Genomic DNA, 17,853 nt, shown 5'->3' with positions numbered 1-17,853 from the left:
TTCAGTTGTACTCCCCGTGTGCCACGACACGAGGAGAGCGTGATGCGGGTGCGTCAGTTGCCGATCTCAGTTGCCCTCGTGCTTTCCGGGAAGGGCCACGAGCCGTTTTCGAACGACAGGACGAGCAGACCATTGTCCTGGCACGCCGTCGTCAGCAAATGCCGGTCGAAATCGAAATCGAGGCGCGAGGAACACCAGTCGGGGCCGCCCTCCCGATACTGGCCGAGCATGAGGTGCCCGGACCCGGCGCCGGGAGCCTTGGCGGAAGGCGGGTTGTAGTAGGCAATCTCCCTGGGTCTGGACGGATCGCGAATATCGAACACGCGCACGCCCGAGTTGAAGTAGCTGCAAGCCAGCGCAGTGGCGTTCTGCCGGTTATCCACGCTGCAGTAGTGGCTGCCGTAGGTGAACGTAGTCAATCCCTTGACGTCGGGAATGACCTTGCTGCAATTCTGGACCGCGTGTGTTTCGAGACGCAGTTCGGAGACCAGTCTGGGCGAAGCTTCGTTCGACATGTCGTAGATATGTCCCAGCGGAAACGGCGTCATGCCCGCATTGCAGGCGGCTTGCACGTCCGTTGCCGCAGGGTCCTGAAATCCGCCCGATCCTCCTTCGTCCACTTCGATCAGATAGGGTTTGCTTCCGACCAAGAATGAGATCGTGTGCTGTGCCGCACTGCCGTCTCGCACCGGTACCGTCGCGATGCGGTGCATTTGCGCATTCGGCCGGCGACGCTGGACTTCGCTGGTATCGATGACGAAGAACCCGTTATCCCCGTTGGCGTTCGCGTCGTTCAACGGCGCCGGGCCCTGGCGGTATGCGGGGCCACCGTTTCCGGCCGCGACAAAGTACGCCCGTGTTCCGTCCTGACTCACCGACAGGCCGTGGGGCAGTGATCCAAATTCCAGGTCGGACATGCTGATCGAAGCAATCAGCTTCGGTTGCGTCGGCACGGTCAAATCCACCGCATAGTAGGTCTTTGCGGCGCTTGCCCCGATGTAGTAGGTAAAACCATCCGGCGAGAATGCCCCTTCGTGGCCCAGTGCTTTGACCGACGGGACGATGCCGCCGTCCGTCCCCGTACCGACGGGCACGCTCGCAAGCAGTTGGGGCCGGGTGCAGTCGGTGGAAATGTCGTACAGGTCGATCTCGGGCCCGCCGGCGCCGCCCAGTCCGTTATCAGCCGCGAGGATCCCGCGGGCGACGTTGACGCGCAGTGACTCCCAGGGGTCGATCATGGACGTGGACGTCAATGCGCTCACCCGCATCGGTCGCGCAGGGTCGGTGATATCGATCACCGGCACGCCGGGGTTCACACGCGGTGGCGCAGACGGATTGTTGAATATCGGCGTCGCGCCCATCGTGGCGTGATAGAAGCAGGTCTGACCTTGCCTGTCGGTGTAGGTGGCAGAAGACCACGATGCGCCTTCGCCCTGCAACTGGCTGACGAGCTTCAGGTTGCAGTTGAATCCACCGAACCCGGACTGACGAAGCGCAGCCGGCACCTGGCCTTGCAGCGCCGTCTCGGGCCGGTCCCCGGAGACGCAGTTCGACACCCGCGGAACGACGTAGTCGGCCACGGAAACGTCGGCTGCCTGACCCGCGGTTTCGTCCTCGTGTCCGCCGCAGCCAGTGAGCACGAGCGTGCCGAGCGAGATCACGATCGCCAACCGGTTCCGTAATTGCATTTTGTCTTCCTCCGTATCGATGGAAACCTGCCGCTTCTTATCGAACAACAGCCATGCCGGCGCCTGCGATGGGTGCGGACAGAATCCACAGTCCCGTCGTTGTGTAAAGCAGCATCACGACGAGCGTCGGGAACTGGTTGAGGGCGGCCATTTTCCCCGTACCAAAGATCTGGAGTGCGATTCGATGGGCGAAAAGGATGCCGATTACATGGCCGACCAGAATCGCGGCAACCTGGATATGCCAGACGAGATCTGCCGGAAGGATCAACGTGACAGGGTGACGATATGCGGTGCCGAACAGATCCCAGCCTTGTCCGAACGGATCGGACAGGAGTCTTACGATATCCGGCCCTTGCATCGCGACAAGCATGAAGTAGTGCGCGACGTTGTATCCGACGGCCACGGGAATGATCGCTGGGGCAAAGGCGTGCGCGAGCAGGACGGAGGAAATGCGCGTCCGCATCAGCGCTTTGCCGCACCGGCACGCCAGCCAGAGGACAAATGCAAACGGCAGCGGAGAAAAAAACAAGACGATGTACTGAAACGCGTGATAGCCCGTCTGCAAGCGCGCAAAAGATTGGGTGATATCCGAACCCACCAGGGGCGTCAGCCATCGATAAAGGCGAACCCAGTAAAGATCGACAAAGACGCGCGTGTCGCGAAGGCCGTCAAAGGCGGTTGAGGACAGCAGGAAGAGGATGCACAACACGAGCCCGGCAGGGGGCGCGCACAATGCGCCGCCGTCGGCACACGGCACCATGACGGGATCGACGATCTTCAGATGTCTTCTGGCAGGGCGCAGCAGGGAGAGCGAGCCGACGATGTCGAATACCACCGCAAACGCCTCGAAGTTCCCGAACCAGACGCGTGTGCCGAGTGCGAACGCACCAAGGATGTTGATCGTCGTGTATGCGAGCAACGCAATCCCGAGTTCGCGGGGATTTCCTGTCCCGAACAGCTCAAGGCAGATCAATGCGTACATGAAGGCGAACGCGACGTAGTAGCCGCGTGAATCGCCATGTTGCACAGGTTTGCTACCGCTCTCCGCAATCCCCATGACTTGCGCAGTCGTCTGCCACGGATTGATGTTGCGATAGAGATTCCCGAAGCATGCGCAAGCGTACTGAAAGCCGAGAAGGAACAATACCCAGAACAACGTCATGCTTGCATTCGCGCTGGCGACTTGTGAGCCACCCAACCCGCACACCGTGCTGAAAACCAGGGCCGCCGCCCAGCCGGCGCGATGCCAGCGAGGGCGGGAGGCGCCGATGCCGCGATGACCGAGCACGAGATCGGCCCGCTGGAGGTGAGATTGCACGCCAGGCCGGTGCCCATCCCGTCCCACGACAATTGCGACCAAGAACGACGCAGCCAGCGCGGCGATACAACCGTATAGATACAACCAGAGCGGCAAGGGGAGCGTGTAGGTTGCGCCAAATGCGTGAGCGTCGACGTCCGACGGGACCAGGCAGGCGAGGGTGGCGAAACCCGTCGCGCCTCCAGGCGACAGGCTCCGTTGCGGTTTCCGGTGTTGCATCGCGACGGTCCGTTCAATGTACGCTCAGTCCGTTCGGGCCGGCAGACGTCGTGACATGCGCGACGTAGAAGCCGCCATTCACACCCGCGAACCAGATATTTCCCGAACGCGTGTCGTAGTGAACGTCGCTCATCAGGAATTCGTTCTTGGTTGCGCACATGAAGCCGCAGAAGACGTTGTTGGGATGCGCGGGAGGGTTGTAGTACGCGAACTCCCTGATATGGAGCGGGTCCCGGATGTCGAGCAGGCGTAAGCCGGAGCCGTACCAGGTGACAAACAGCGTGGTGGCATTCGACACATTGTCCACGCCGGTGTAGTGGCCCCAGTACAGGACGTTGTCGTTTGCCACGGCGGCTGCGTTTTTCGGGTCGCTGGCCTCGGTCGTGTAAGTTGCTGCTACCGTCATGTGCGCGGGATCGGTGACTGGAATGACGTGATACTGCACGCCCGGACACTCGGCACCCGCGAACAGATACGGCACGGAATTGACGGTCGCAAACTGAACCGTGTGTCCCTGTGCGTCCCCGCAGTCGGTCCAGTCAACTTTCCCGAGCAACCTGAAGGACGCATTGGCGGAACGGTTTTGAATCGACGTGACGTCAAACGCGCGGACGCCCGTATGTTTGACTGGCTCGTTCGCGAAGGATGCAGCGGTTCCCCAATAGAGCGTGTTGCCGTCCGAGCTGATGTCGCCGTCATGCCATGCCTCGGCGCCAGTGTTCTCTGCATCGTCGCTCCAGTTCCACGTTGCGATGACCTTCGGCGCCGAGGGCACCGAAAGATCGACGGCAGCGAGCGTGGCTTGTGATTCCGGCGCCGAGGATCCCTTGATCGTCGAAATGTAGGCAGTCTTGCCATCCGGGGCAATTTTCAGGCCGTGCATGCCGCCGGGGAAGAGGCCACGGGTATTCAGCGTGGCAACGCGGATCGGATTGCGACAGTCCTGCGAGATGTCATAGACGTCCAGTGCGTCCGCGGCGATGGCATCGTTGTTCGGATTGTCCGTTCCGAAAAGGCTGACGTATAAGGGATTCGTTCGTGAGGTCGCGAACGCCACCATGACGCCGGTGGCCGAACCCACTTCCAGCCCTTCCCAGCTGTTTCGCCCCGTGGGGCTCGAGACGATCTTGACGAGAGAAGGCTTCGTTGGATCGCTGACATCAACCACCGCGAGGCCCTCGAGGGGGTGGTCTCCCGCCGAGCCGTTGTCAACGTAGGCACAGTTCCTGTACCACGCGAGTTGCATGTTGGCGCCCCGATCCATCAACGTCGACTGACCCACGAGCGCCACGCCTTTGCGATAGCCTGCAGCCGAGCGACCGCTGTTCTGGTCGGCGAGCGGTACTTGACCCTGAAGCCCCGTTTCCGGCAAGTCGTCTGCTGCGATCGTTGCATGGGCGGCGTCGACGCCATCATGACCACTGCAAGCCGCGAGGCCGGCGACAATGGATGAAGCCAACAACAGGACTGCGCATAGGATGTTGCAGCGTCGCATGAATGTCTCCCAGGAGTCGTAGCTCCTTTATGGTTTGCGCAGAGAAATGACGTGAAACTGCTCGAATGCCCCGGCCTTCCTTCTGCTGTCGTTCATCGCGGTCACGGACGGTAATGACGTCGGCGGGTCGAGCATTGCCGACCGGGACCCTGTATGGCATCCCATCGGTTTTCGCCGCATTCCGTGTCGTCGCGCCACCCGTCAGCCTGCGTGCCTTCGGTTTGATGAAATGCTAGTGACCTGCACACTTCATCGATATCGGCTAATTGCGGCGCTTTCGGAAAATTGCGTCCGAAGTTACCCGGGTGCCGACGCGGCTCCCTGACGGCACGTCCGGATCGAGTCGGGGTGTGGAATCGACGCGTGGAACACACGCGGGAAAAGGGGGCGTGGTCGACCGGAACGTCACGGTGGGTCTGGATGGACTGTCACGCAGTGAAAAAGGGCGACGACTGACCTGACGTCCGCATCGCTACCCATGGCAGGCCCAGCCCCGTACCGAGCCGAATTCTGCGGGACGTGAATCCCGACACCCGGCCGCCTGCCCATGACGTCCGCAGGGTCGTCATGGAAAACTGTATGAATATACAGTATAGTACCCGTCGAACTCGAGCCGCACAGGTGCAACCCTTGCGGCACGTGCGCCGCGCCTGCGGGTATCCGCCGCAGCGTTCCGGCACCGTGAAATCCGGCTAACTCATTCAGACGGGCAGGCAAATTGTCATCCAGCAATCTGATCCGCATTCGCGGAGCACGTCAGCACAACCTCAAGAATCTCGATCTCGACCTGCGCACCGGCGAAATGACGGTCGTCACCGGCCCGTCGGGCTCGGGCAAGTCGAGTCTCGTGTTCGACACGCTGTACGCGGAAGGGCAGCGGCGCTACGTCGAGACCTTCAGCGCGTACGCACGCCAGTTCCTTGACCGGATGGACCGCCCGCAGGTCGAGCGCGTCGACGGCGTGCCGCCCGCGATCGCGATCGACCAGACCAACCCGGTGCGCAGTTCGCGTTCGACCGTCGGCACGATGACCGAGCTGAACGATCACCTGAAGCTACTGTACGCGCGCGCGGCCGAGCTGTTCGACCGCCAGACCGCGCGGCAGGTGCGGCACGACACGCCGGAGACGATCTACGCGGATCTCGTCGCACGCACGCTGGCGGACGATCCGCGCGTCGTCGTCACGTTCCCGGTCGAGCTGCCGGAGGCGGTGTCCGACGAGGAAATCGCGCAGTGGCTGTCCGCGAGCGGTTACACGCGCGTGCAGGCGCAGCGCGAAGTCGCGTCGCCCACCGGGCCGCGCAAGGTGCTCGACGTGGTGGCCGACCGCTTCCGCGTGCAGCAGGCCGACAAGGTGCGCGTGGTCGAGGCGATCGAGGCGTCGCTGAAGCGCGGCGGCGGGCGCGTGAACGTGTACGTGCTGGCACCGGAAGCAGAAAACGCGATTGCCGAGCCGCAGGTGTGGCGCTTCTCCACCGGGCTTCACGATCCCGACAGCGACCTGCGCTACGCGGAGCCGCAAGCGGCGCTGTTCTCGTTCAATTCGGCGTACGGCGCGTGCGAAACCTGCCGCGGCTTCGGCCGCGTGATCGGCGTCGATCTCGGCCTCGTGATTCCGGACGCGCGCAAGACGCTGCGCGGCGGCGCGATCAAGCCGATGCAGACGCCCGCGTGGAAAGAGTGCCAGGACGACCTGATGCGCTACGCGGCGAAGGCCGGCATCCGGCGCGACGTGGCGTGGTCCGAGCTGACCGATACCGAACGCGACTGGGTCGTCAACGGTTCGCCGGACTGGAACGGCAAGTGGCAGAGCCAGTGGTACGGCGTGAAGCGCTTCTTCGGCTACCTCGAATCGAAAGCGTACAAGATGCACATCCGCGTGCTGCTGTCGAAGTACCGCAGCTACACGCCGTGCGACGTGTGCGGCGGCGCGCGCCTGAAGACGGAATCGCTGCAATGGCGGCTCGGCTCGAAAGAGAACGCCGACGGCGTGCTCGCGCCGGCCGATCGTTTTTTGCCGCGCGGCGTCGACTGGAGCCGCGCGCAGCTCGAGGCGCTGCCGGGCCTGACCGTGCACGACCTGATGCTGCTGCCGATCGAACGCATCCGTCGCTTCTTCGACGGCATCAGCCTGCCGAGCGCGCTGCTCGACGATGCGCTGAAACTGCTGCTCGCCGAAGTGCGCACGCGCCTGAAATACCTGTGCGACGTGGGGCTCGGCTACCTGACGCTCGACCGGCAAAGCCGCACGCTGTCGGGCGGCGAGGTGCAGCGGATCAACCTGACGACGGCGCTCGGCACGTCGCTGACCAAAACCCTGTTCGTCCTCGATGAACCGAGCATCGGGCTGCATCCGCGCGACCTGACGCGGATCGTCGAGGCGATGCAGCGGCTGCGCGATGCGGGCAATACGCTGGTCGTGGTCGAGCACGATCCGTCGGTGATGCTCGCGGCCGATCGTCTGATCGACATGGGGCCCGGCCCGGGCGAGCGCGGCGGCACGATCGTCTACGACGGCACGCCGTCCGACATCCGTTCGGCGCACACGCTGACGGGCGAGTATCTCGGCGGCCGCAAGCAGGTCGCGCATGCGTCGAACTGGGCACGCCGCGTCGTCGACGCGAATACGCCGCGCATCGTGCTCGAAGGCGCGAGCGAACACAACCTGCGCGACGTGACGGTCGAGATTCCGCTGCAGCGGCTCGTCTGCGTGACGGGCGTGTCGGGTTCCGGTAAATCGACGCTGCTGCAGGACGTGCTGTATCCGGCGATGGCGCGGCATCACGGCAAGGCGACCGAGTCGCCGGGCGCGTACCGCAGCCTCACGGGCGCCGACCAGGTCGGCGACGTCGTGTTCGTCGACCAGTCGCCGATCGGCAAGACCACGCGTTCGAACCCGGCGAGCTACGTCGGCGCGTTCGACGAGATCCGCAAGCTGTTCGCGAAGGCGCCGCTCGCGTTGCAGCGCGGCTACAGCGCCGGCACGTTCAGCTTCAACTCGGGCGACGGCCGTTGCCCGACCTGCGGCGGCTCGGGCTTCGAGCACATCGAGATGCAGTTCCTGAGCGACGTCTACCTGCGCTGCCCGGACTGCGACGGCAGCCGCTACCGCGCCGAGATTCTCGAAGTGCGCATCGAGCGCAACGGCCGCGCGCTGAACATCGCCGACGTGCTCGACCTGACCGTCAGCGAAGCGGCCGCGTTCTTCGCGACCGACGCCGAGGTGCTGCGCGTGCTGCAGCCGATCGTCGACGTCGGCCTCGAATACGTGAAGCTCGGCCAGCCGGTGCCGACGCTGTCGGGCGGCGAGGCGCAGCGCCTGAAGCTCGCGGGCTTCCTCGCCGAATCCGCGGCGGCGGCCAACGGGCGCCGGGTTGCGACGGAAGAGGCGCGCGTCGCGCGTGCGAAGCTGTTCATGTTCGACGAGCCGACCACCGGGCTGCACTTCGACGACATCGCGAAGCTGATGCAGGCGTTCGGCAAGCTGCTCGCGGCCGGCCATTCGCTGATCGTGATCGAGCACAACCTCGACGTGATCCGTGCGGCCGACTGGCTGATCGATCTCGGCCCGGAGGGCGGCGACGGCGGTGGCCTCGTGCTGTGCGCGGGCACGCCCGACGACGTGAAGGCCTGCGCCGAATCGCATACCGGCGTGGCGCTGCTGCAGTACGACCGCGCGATGGATGCCGAAGCGGCGCTCGCCGACGAAGGCAAGCCGCTGCAAGCCGTGCTGAACGCGGCGCGCGAGCGGCGCGCGATCGAAGGCGAGGACGTCGTGCGGATCGTCAACGCGCGCGAGCACAACCTGAAGGCGCTCGATGTCGACATCCCGCACGGCAAGTTCAACGTGATCACCGGCGTGTCGGGGTCCGGCAAGTCGACGCTCGCGTTCGACATCCTGTTTCACGAAGGCCAGCGCCGCTACCTCGAATCGCTGAACGCATACGCACGCTCGATCGTGCAGCCGGCCGGCCGCCCCGAAGTCGACGCGGTGTATGGCATTCCGCCGACCGTTGCGATCGAGCAGCGGCTGTCGCGCGGCGGGCGCAAGAGCACGGTCGCGACCACGTCCGAGGTGTGGCACTTCCTGCGGCTGCTGTACGTGAAGCTCGGGCTGCAGCATTGTGTCCACGACGGTACGCCGGTCACGTCGCAATCGGTCGAATCGATCGCCGCGCAGCTGCTGCGCGACCATCGCGGCGAACACGTCGGGCTGCTCGCGCCGCTCGTCGTCAACCGCAAGGGCGTGTACACGGATCTCGCGAAGTGGGCGAAGGCGCGCGGCAGCACGCATCTGCGTGTCGACGGCGAGTTCGTGCCGGTCGATCCGTGGCCGAAGCTCGATCGCTTCCGCGAGCATACGATCGAGTTGCCGGTCGCCGATCTCGTCGTGTCGCCGGACAACGAAGCCGAATTGCGGCGCAGGCTCGACGAGACGCTCGAGCTCGGCAAGGGCGTGATGCATCTGCTCGCGCCGCTCGACGGGCTGCACGATGCGATGCAGGGTGACCGGTCGACCGCGCGCGTCGGCACGATCAAGGTGCTGTCGGTCAAGCGTGCGTGCCCGGTGTGCGGCACGAGCTATCCGGAGCTGGACCCGCGGATGTTCTCGTACAACAGCAAGCATGGCTGGTGCACGACCTGCGTGGGCACCGGCGTCACGCTCACGCGCGAGCAGCGCGCCGCGTACGACGACACGGTGCTCGCCGGGGACGATCGCGGCCGCGAGCAAACGCTGCCGTCGGACGAGCAGGAACCGGAAGGTGTCGGCAACGAGCCGTGCCCGGATTGCAACGGTACGCGGCTGAACCCGTCCGCGCGCGCGGTCACGTTCGACGCGCATCCGATCGTCGAGGTCGCGCAATGGACGGTGTCGGACACGCGCCGCTGGATCGACGGGCTGGAGCTGACGGGGCGTGACGCGCAGATCGCGCGCGACATCGTCAGCGAGATCGGCAGCCGCCTCGCGTTTCTCGAGGAAGTCGGGCTCGGCTACCTGAGCCTCGATCGCGCGGCGCCGAGCCTGTCGGGCGGCGAAGCGCAGCGCATCCGGCTTGCCGCGCAGCTCGGCAGCAACCTGCAGGGCGTCTGCTACGTGCTCGACGAGCCGACGATCGGCCTGCATCCGCGCGACAACCAGATCCTGCTCGACGCGCTGCGCAAGCTCGGCGACAAGGGCAATACGCTCGTCGTCGTCGAGCATGACGAGGACACGATCCGCCGCGCCGATCACATCATCGACGTCGGCCCGGGCGCCGGCAAGCGTGGCGGCACGCTGGTCGCGCAGGGCGCGGTCGCCGATCTCGCCGCGCAGGCCGATTCGGTCACGGGCCGGCTGCTCGCGCAGCCGATGACGCACCCGCTGCAGCCGCGCCGCAGCGTGAGCCTGCCGGGCAAGAAGGGCGGCGCGGCCGTGCCGGAGGCGTGGCTGACCGTGCATGGTGCACGGCTGCACAACCTGCGCGACGTCACGGTCGGCATTCCGCTCGCGCGGCTCGTCGCGGTGACGGGCGTCAGCGGTTCAGGCAAGTCGACGCTTGCGCGCGACGTGCTGATGACGAACCTGCTCGACGCGGTTGGCCGCTCGGTGCTGTCGTCGCCGGCCACGCGGCGCGCGCGCAAGGCCGCGCAGCAGGACGCACCGGCCACCAACCGCCGTTCGAGCGTGCTCGCGCGCAGCGCGCCGCGGCCGTCGCTGAATGTCACGCATGCGTGGCAGGGCTGCGAGTCGCTGAGCGGCTGGGAGCAGATCGACCGCGTGCTCGAAGTCGACCAGACGCCGATCGGCAAGACGCCGCGTTCGTGCCCGGCGACCTATATCGGCGTGTGGGACACGATCCGCAAGCTGTTCGCCGATACGCTGGAGGCGCGTGCACGCGGTTATACGGCGTCGCGATTCTCGTTCAATACGGGCGACGGGCGTTGCCCCGCGTGCGAAGGGCAAGGCGTGCGCACGATCGGCATGAGCTTCCTGCCCGACGTGAAGGTGCCGTGCGACGTGTGCCACGGGCAGCGCTTCAACCCGGAGACGCTCGCCGTCACGTGGCGCGGCCGGAACATCGGCGACGTGCTGACAATGGAGATCGACGAGGCCGTGGAATTCTTCGCGCCGATCTCGAACATCGCGCATCCGCTGCAGCTGATGAAGGATGTCGGGCTCGGCTACCTGACGCTCGGCCAGCCGTCGCCGACGTTGTCCGGCGGCGAGGCGCAGCGCATCAAGCTCGTCACCGAACTCACGAAGGTGCGCGACGACATCACGCGGCGCGGGCAGAAGGCGCCGCATACGCTGTACGTGCTCGACGAACCGACGGTCGGCCTGCACATGGCGGACGTCGCGAAGCTGATCCGCGTGCTGCACCGGCTCGTCGATGCGGGGCACAGCGTCGTCGTGATCGAGCATGACCTCGACGTGATCGCGGAAGCCGACTGGATCATCGATCTCGGGCCGGAAGGCGGCGTGGGCGGCGGTACGATCGTCGCGGCCGCGCCGCCCGAAGCGCTCGTGAAGGTGAGCGCGAGCCATACGGGGCAGGCGTTGAAGCCGGTGCTGGCGCGGACGGCCAGCGAAGACGTTGAAGCGGAGCAGCAGGGCGCGGCACGGGTCGGCTGAACGCGTTGTATCCGGCGAGCGGCTCCGGTGCCACGAGCGGCATCGGGGCCGCGCCTGTTTCATCATTCAGGTCGCTGCGCTCATTCCCCCTTCACGCCGATCGTCTCGATGATGGTCTCCAGTTGCGGGCTCATCGGCAGGTTGAGACTCAAGCCCGACGGAAGCGGGCGCAGGAACCAGCGCTTGTACTGACGCGCGATCTCGCCGTCGGTGGCCAGTTCCTGGAACGTGCTTTTCACGACCTGAGCGAGCTGCGGATCGTCCTTGCGGAACATGATGCCGTACGGGTCGTAGGACAGGAAGTCGCCCACCACGTCGTACTGGCCGCCCTTGCTCGCATTCTCGGCAATCAGGCCGTACAGCAGTACGTCGTCCGTCGCGAACGCGTCGGCGCCGCCGTTCGCGACGAGTGCGAAGCCCTGCGCATGGTCCGGCACCACCTGTAGCTGGATCCCGAGCCTGAACCGGTCGTTCAGGTCGCGCAGCGCCTTCTCGTTGGTCGTGCCGGCCGTCACCGCGACTTTCCTGCCCGCGAGATCGCGGAACGAGCGGATCGGCGCGCCGCGTTTCACCATCACCTTCGTGCCGGCCACGAAGAAGATCGGCGAGAACGCCACGCGTTTCTGGCGCTCCAGGTTGCTCGTCGTGGAGCCGCATTCCAGATCGATCTTGCCGCCGACCACCGCGTCGATACGGTTGTCGGACGTGACCGGCACCCAGCGGATCGTCAGGCTCTTGTTGATCGCATCCTCGATCGACGCCACGAGCGCCTTGCACAGCTCGATCGAATAGCCGATCGGCTGGTTGCGCGCGTTCAGGTACGAGAACGGGATCGACGCGTCGCGATAGCCGAGCGCGATCGTGCCGCTGCCGCGCACCTTCGCGAGCGTGCCGGTCAGTTGGGCCGGCGCGAACGGCTCGACGCGCGGCAGCGTCGACGGCGCATCTTCCGCGCGCGAGGTCGCGCCCGTGGCGAGCAGGCCCGCGAGCGCGAGCGCACGCCAGAATCGCTGCATCTTCATCGCCGGGCCTCCGTCAGACTTGCGTCGGATGTGCGATTGACGCTTCCTGTTCCGCTTCGATGCGCGCCGCGTTGGCTTCGGCTTCCGCTTCCGACAGGAGCTGGCCTTCCCACTTCGCGACCACCGCGCTCGCGATCGAGTTGCCCACCGCATTGGTGGCCGAGCGGCCCATGTCGAGGAACGTGTCGACGCCGAGAATCAGCAGCAGCCCGGCCTCCGGCAGCCCGAACTGGTGCAGCGTGGCCGCGATCACGACGAGCGAGGCGCGCGGCACGCCGGCCATCCCCTTCGACGTGAGCATCAGCACGAGCAGCATCGTGATCTGCGTGCCCAGCGACAGGTGCATGTTGTACGCCTGCGCGATGAATAGCGACGCGAACGTGCAGTACATCATCGACCCGTCGAGGTTGAACGAATAGCCCATCGGCATCACGAAGCTCGAGATCTTGCGCTTCACGCCGAAACGGTCGAGCGCGTCGAGGATCTTCGGGTACGCGGCTTCGGAGCTGGCCGTCGCGAACGACAGCATGAACGCTTCCTTGATCAGCACCAGCAGCTTGAACACCCGCGGCCCGAGGAACACCAGCCCGGCACACACGAGCAGGCCCCAGAGCAGGAACAGGCTGACGTAGAAGTCGCCCATGAACACCGCGAACTTCAGCAGTACCGACAGCCCGTTGACCGCGACGGTGGCGGCCATCGCGGCCATCACCGCGAGCGGCGCGAGCTTCATCACGTAGCCGGTGATCTTGAGCATCACGTGCGACAACTGGTCGATCGCGGCGATGAGGACCTTGCCGCGATCGCCGAGCGCGGCGAGCGCGACGCCGAAGAACATCGAGAACACGACGATCTGCAGGATTTCGTTATTGCTCATCGCCTCGGCGAACGACCTCGGCACCATGTGGCCGACGAAATCCTTCAGCGTGAACTTGGACGTCGCGAGGTTCGCGGATGCGCCGATGTCCGGCAGCGGCAAGCCGAGATTGTCGCCGGGTCGCAGCAGGTTCGCCATCAGCAGCCCGAGCAGCAGCGAGACCAGCGACGCGGTGATGAACCAGGTAATCGATTTCGCGAACACGCGCCCGACCGAGGCCGCGTCGCCCATGTGCGCGATGCCGACGACCAGCGTGGAGAAGACGAGCGGCCCGATCACCATCTTGATCAGGCGCAGGAACACGTCGGAGACGAGCGAGATGTATCCGGCGACTTCGGCGGCGGCCTTCTTGTCCGGAAAGCTCGTGAAGACCATGTAGCCGATCGCGATGCCTGCCACCATCGCGATCAGGATCCAGACGGCTGCAGCATTCTTTTTACGCATCGTAAGCCTCCCATGCAGCGGTTTCGCAATCGGGAATGGGAGGACGATACAGGACCAGAATGGCGATGAACAGTGCAACCGGGTTCGGGTTTGCGCTAGCGCCGGGTCACGCTGATCGTGGCGACGGTGATGGCGCCGGTGGCGCTTCGTGCATGATTCGTGCCCGAAGCCGGCGCAACCCGATACCGCTTTGTGCGGAGCAGCACACTGGCGGTTCGACGTTCGCGACGTTGCGGTGACGGCGGCTCGTTGGCGTCGGAATATGCGTAGCGAAGCCGCCGGCGCGTCGCGTCAAGGTGATTCCGTTCAATCCTGAATGCGCAGCACGTGATCGATGACGCTGGAGATCTGACCGTGTGCCTCGGTGTGCAGCGATGCACGCGCATCGCGTCATGGGCCGGTCGGGCCGTTCCCGTTGTCGGGATGCTTCGTTATTCATGCGCCCGGGGATCCAGCAGGCTCGTGCTGAAATCGCACGCCTGCGCCGCGAGCCCGACGATCTCGGCGGTCAGCGAATGGGCGCGTTCGGCGCGATGCAGCGCGACGTAGCGAACCGGCGGCAGCGCCGGCTGCGTGCGCACGATCTCCAGCGCGTCGCAAGCGACGAGGTGCGCGACGCACGCCTTGGGTAGATAGCTGACACCCAGCCCCGACAGCGTCAGGCCGATCTGCGCGAGCAGGCTGTTGCTCGACAGCACGCGCTGCATCGCGACGCCGTGTTCCTGCAGAAAGCGCGTGTACAGGTGCCCGGTGCCCGACAGGTTCCCTTGCAGGATCAGCGGAAACCGCGCGATGTCCGTCAACGCAAGGGCGGCCCGGGACTTCGGCATGAATCCGGACGCGCACATCCACGCGTTGTCGACCTCGCCGACCACCGTCGCCGTGAACGCATCCGTCGCATGAATCTGCGGGACCACGATCAGATCGATCGTGTCGGCCGCGAGCCGGTCGCGCAGCGTCGCGGTCAGGTCCACCTCGGCTTCCACGTGCACGCGCGGATACGCGGCCTGGATCGCCGCGATCAGGCGCGGCAGCCACGTCAGCGCGGTCAGCTCGGTCACGCCGATCCGGACATGCCGTACCAGCGCTTCCTTCGAACTCATCCGCTCGACCACGCGATCGCGTTGCTCGAGCAGTTCCTTCGCGTGATCGAACAGCTCCGCGCCCTTGTCGGTGAGCCGCGCGCTGCGATGCGCGCGATCGAAGACGGTTAGCTCGAACGCGCGTTCGAGTTCCTGGATCCGCTTCGATACGGCCGACTGCGTCGTGTTCAGGCGCGTCGCGGCCGCGTCGAACGAGCCGAGCTGCACGATCCAGTACAGCGCTTCCATCTGCTTGAACGTCAGCATCGCGTGTCCCTCGATAGATGAATAAAAGCGATATGTTCGCATGTCAAAAAATCGCTTTTTTTACATATTTCGGCTGTTTAAGGTGCTCCCGTTGCGTCGCCTGGCGAGTGCGTTCATCAGAAAACGCGCCGCATCGCACCCAGCGTTCAATCGAACCCCCATTTCCTGGAGATTGCATGGACACCGTCATCGATTCCCCGCCCGTCGCCGACGCGGCCCGCAAGCCGCGCGTCGGGCTCGCGTGGCAGATCGTCATCGGCCTCGTCATCGGCATCGCGACCGGGCTCGTGCTGAACCGGTTTCCGCAGCTGCGCGACACGGTCGTGTCCGGGTTGCTGCAGCCGGCCGGCGACATCTTCATCAAGCTGGTGCGGATGATCGTCGTGCCGATCGTGTTCACGAGCATGGTGATCGGCATCGCCGGCGTCGGCGACGGCAAGTCGCTCGGCCGCCTCGGCCTCAAGACGCTGCTCTATTTCGAGGTGATCACGACGATCGCGATCGTGCTCGGGCTCGTGATCGGCAACGTGCTGCAGCCGGGCGTCGGCACCGACATGTCGCAACTCGGGCACACCGACATTTCCCGTTACCAGCAGACCACGCAACAGGTGCAGCAGGCGCATCACGGGCTGATGGCGCTGGTGCTCGGCATCATCCCGGACAACATCGTCGCGTCGATGGCGAAGGGCGACCTGCTGCCGGTGATCTTTTTCTCGCTGCTGTTCGGGCTCGGGCTGCAGTCGGTGCCGGAAGAACATCGCAAGCCGGTGCTCGCGATGCTCAAGGGCATCGCCGATGCGATGTTCAAGGTGACGAACATGGTGATGCGCTATGCGCCGGTCGGCGTGTGCGCGCTGATCGCGGTGACCGTTTCGAGCTTCGGCTTCGGATCGCTGCTGCCGCTGCTGAAACTCGTCGCCGTCACTTACTTCGCGATCCTGCTGTTCGCGATCGCCGTGCTCGGCGTGATCGCGCGGCTGTTCGGGTTCCGCATCCTGACGCTGCTGCGCGTGATCAAGGACGAGCTGATCATCGCGTTCTCGACCTGCAGCTCGGCGACCGTGCTGCCGCAGTTGATGAAGAAGATGGAGGACTACGGCGTGCCGAAGAGCATCACGACGTTCGTGGTGCCGACCGGCTACACGTTCAACCTCGACGGCGCGTCGATCTATCTCGGCATCGGCACGCTGTTCGTCGCGCAGCTCTATGGCGTGCATCTCGGCTGGCAGCAGCAGGTGCTGCTGACGCTGACCATGGTCGTCACGTCGAAGGGCGCCGCCGGTGTGCCGGGCTTCATGTTCGTGATCATGCTCGCGACGCTCGCGAGTGCGGGGTTGCCGCTCGAAGGGCTCGCGTTCATTGCCGGCGTCGACCGGATCATGGACATGGGCCGCACCGCGCTGAACGTCGTCGGCAACGCGCTCGCGCCGCTCGTCATCGCGAAATGGGAAGGCCGGTACGACGCGGAGAAGGGCCGCGCGTACGTCGAATCGCTGCGCGGCTGAACGCCGCCATGCACGTATCGCACAACATTCCGAAGCAAACAGGAGCATCGAAGATGAGCAGTCCCCGTGGTGCACTTTTTCCCGACGCGTTGATACAGCAAATCAAGTCGCGCTTTCATCACGTCGATCGCGACGTCGACGGCCGCGAGCGGCTGTTCTTCGACAACGCAGGCGGGTCGTTCCGGTTGAAGGCCGCGGTCGACGCGTACGCACGGGTCGATGCGCTGCCCGATTGCCCGGAGCGGATCCACGCGCGCGCGCTCGATCTGCAGGCGATCCAGTCGCGCGGCGAGGACGACGTGCGCACGATCCTGAACGCGCAGGGCGGCACCGTGTATGCGTCGCTGACCGCGTCGGGCGCGATGTTCGACATGGTGCGCGCGATCATGGAGCACGTGCCGGGCACCAACGCGGTGACGACCGTGCTCGAACACCCGTCCTCGTACGACGCGATGACGGTTTACGCGCAACGGACCGGCAAGACGCTGCGTATCGCGCCGAGCAATCCGGAGACTGGCGGCGTGGACGTCGACGCGATCGTGTCGCTGGTCGACGCGGACACCGCGCTGCTCAGCGTGATGGCTGCGTCGAACATCTCCGGCGCGAAATTCGACATCGAGACGATCGTCGCGCGGGCGCGCGAGAAGAACCCCGATCTGTTCATCGTCGTCGACGCGGTCCAGCATGCGCCGCACGGGATCATCGACCTGCAGCGCACGCCGGTCGACGCGATCAACTTCGCACCGTACAAGTTCTTCGGATGCCGCGGCTCGGGCATGTCGTGGCTGTCGCCGCGTGCGGCCGCATTGCCGCATCACCGGCTCGCCGCGAAGGAGAGCGGCGTATGGGAACTCGGCAGCCCGGCGCCCGCGCAGTTCGCGGTCGTGACGGCGATCGTCGACTACGTGGCCTGGATCGGCCGGTATTTCATCGATTCGGACGACCGCCGCACGCTGTTCGTCGAGGGCATGCACCGGATCGAGCTGCACGAGCGCGCGCTGCTGGCCGCGTTGCTCGACGGGTTGCGCGCGATCGACGGCGTCGACGTGTATTGGGATCGTGACGACCTGACGCAGCGCGACCTGATCGTCGGGATCGGCTTCGCGCACCTTGAACCGACGCAGGCGGTGCGGGAATACGAGAAGCACGGTGTGATCGTCTATGAGCGCGTCGCATCGAGCCTGTATTCGGGCCGGATGCTGAAATCGTTCGGGCTCGGCGGCGCGGTGCGGATCTCGCCGCTCCATTGTCATGCGCCGGACGATATCGCGCGATTCGTCGCGATTACCGACGCGCTCGCGGCGCAGCGCTGATCGGCGAGAC

Annotated in this window: 9 protein-coding genes; 3 read left to right on the top strand and 6 right to left on the bottom strand. The window is 65.3% G+C overall.

All coding sequences use genetic code 11. The annotated features are described in order from the left end of the window. Positions 1-53: 53 nt before the first annotated feature. The 3 genes from HWX87_RS07230 to HWX87_RS07220 are packed head-to-tail and all read right to left on the bottom strand — an operon-like array spanning position 54 to position 4,720. On the bottom strand, positions 54-1,736 hold the full coding sequence (locus HWX87_RS07230; protein WP_244137621.1) for a hypothetical protein: 1,683 nt from the start codon (positions 1,734-1,736) through the stop codon (positions 54-56). Next, positions 1,726-3,225 carry a hypothetical protein gene (locus tag HWX87_RS07225; RefSeq protein ID WP_176046486.1) on the bottom strand — a complete coding sequence of 500 codons (1,500 nt, stop codon included), beginning with the start codon at positions 3,223-3,225 and terminating at the stop codon, positions 1,726-1,728. The genes HWX87_RS07230 and HWX87_RS07225 overlap by 11 nt, the downstream gene beginning before the upstream one ends. Positions 3,226-3,238: 13 nt before the next feature. After that, the gene (locus HWX87_RS07220; protein ID WP_176046485.1) at positions 3,239-4,720 is read right to left on the bottom strand and encodes a hypothetical protein; all 1,482 of its coding nucleotides are present in this window, start codon (positions 4,718-4,720) and stop codon (positions 3,239-3,241) included. Between the two features lie 718 nt (positions 4,721-5,438). Between HWX87_RS07220 and uvrA the strand changes: the two genes are divergently transcribed. Further along, on the top strand, positions 5,439-11,333 hold the full coding sequence (uvrA, locus tag HWX87_RS07215; protein ID WP_176046484.1) for an excinuclease ABC subunit UvrA: 5,895 nt from the start codon (positions 5,439-5,441) through the stop codon (positions 11,331-11,333). A gap of 80 nt (positions 11,334-11,413) precedes the next feature. On the opposite strand, the gene HWX87_RS07210 is transcribed toward uvrA, so the two are convergent. From HWX87_RS07210 to HWX87_RS07200, 3 genes are all read right to left on the bottom strand, one after another. After that, entirely contained in the window at positions 11,414-12,355 is a 942-nt protein-coding gene (locus HWX87_RS07210; RefSeq protein ID WP_176046483.1) for an amino acid ABC transporter substrate-binding protein, read from the bottom strand. A gap of 13 nt (positions 12,356-12,368) precedes the next feature. Then, entirely contained in the window at positions 12,369-13,676 is a 1,308-nt protein-coding gene (locus HWX87_RS07205; protein ID WP_176046482.1) for a dicarboxylate/amino acid:cation symporter, read from the bottom strand. Positions 13,677-14,107: 431 nt separating this feature from the next. Then, positions 14,108-15,025 carry a LysR family transcriptional regulator gene (locus HWX87_RS07200; RefSeq protein ID WP_176046481.1) on the bottom strand — a complete coding sequence of 306 codons (918 nt, stop codon included), beginning with the start codon at positions 15,023-15,025 and terminating at the stop codon, positions 14,108-14,110. A 176-nt stretch (positions 15,026-15,201) separates the two neighbouring features. On the opposite strand from HWX87_RS07200, the gene gltP reads away from it, so the two are divergent. Together gltP and HWX87_RS07190 are read left to right on the top strand one after the other, a co-directional pair. Then, positions 15,202-16,530: a glutamate/aspartate:proton symporter GltP gene (gene gltP / locus HWX87_RS07195; protein ID WP_176046480.1), complete on the top strand. Its 1,329-nt coding sequence runs from the start codon at positions 15,202-15,204 to the stop codon at positions 16,528-16,530. A 53-nt stretch (positions 16,531-16,583) separates the two neighbouring features. Next, positions 16,584-17,843 (top strand): aminotransferase class V-fold PLP-dependent enzyme, encoded by a 1,260-nt coding sequence (locus HWX87_RS07190; RefSeq protein ID WP_176046479.1) that lies wholly within the window; start codon positions 16,584-16,586, stop codon positions 17,841-17,843. Positions 17,844-17,853: the final 10 nt, after the last annotated feature.

The organism is Burkholderia sp. BCC1644, from assembly GCF_902833225.1.
GTDB lineage: Bacteria > Pseudomonadota > Gammaproteobacteria > Burkholderiales > Burkholderiaceae > Burkholderia.
This window is presented reverse-complemented; position numbering and strand designations above follow the sequence as displayed.

Excerpts from the sequence above, each read along its gene's own strand:
- HWX87_RS07225 (WP_176046486.1), bottom strand. The coding sequence starts at position 3,225 with ATGCAACACCGGAAACCGCAACGGAGCCTGTCGCCTGGAGGCGCGACG.
- HWX87_RS07220 (WP_176046485.1), bottom strand. The coding sequence starts at position 4,720 with ATGCGACGCTGCAACATCCTATGCGCAGTCCTGTTGTTGGCTTCATCC.
- HWX87_RS07210 (WP_176046483.1), bottom strand. The coding sequence starts at position 12,355 with ATGAAGATGCAGCGATTCTGGCGTGCGCTCGCGCTCGCGGGCCTGCTC.
- HWX87_RS07205 (WP_176046482.1), bottom strand. The coding sequence starts at position 13,676 with ATGCGTAAAAAGAATGCTGCAGCCGTCTGGATCCTGATCGCGATGGTG.
- HWX87_RS07200 (WP_176046481.1), bottom strand. The coding sequence starts at position 15,025 with ATGCTGACGTTCAAGCAGATGGAAGCGCTGTACTGGATCGTGCAGCTC.
- gltP (WP_176046480.1), top strand. The coding sequence starts at position 15,202 with ATGGACACCGTCATCGATTCCCCGCCCGTCGCCGACGCGGCCCGCAAG.
- HWX87_RS07190 (WP_176046479.1), top strand. The coding sequence starts at position 16,584 with ATGAGCAGTCCCCGTGGTGCACTTTTTCCCGACGCGTTGATACAGCAA.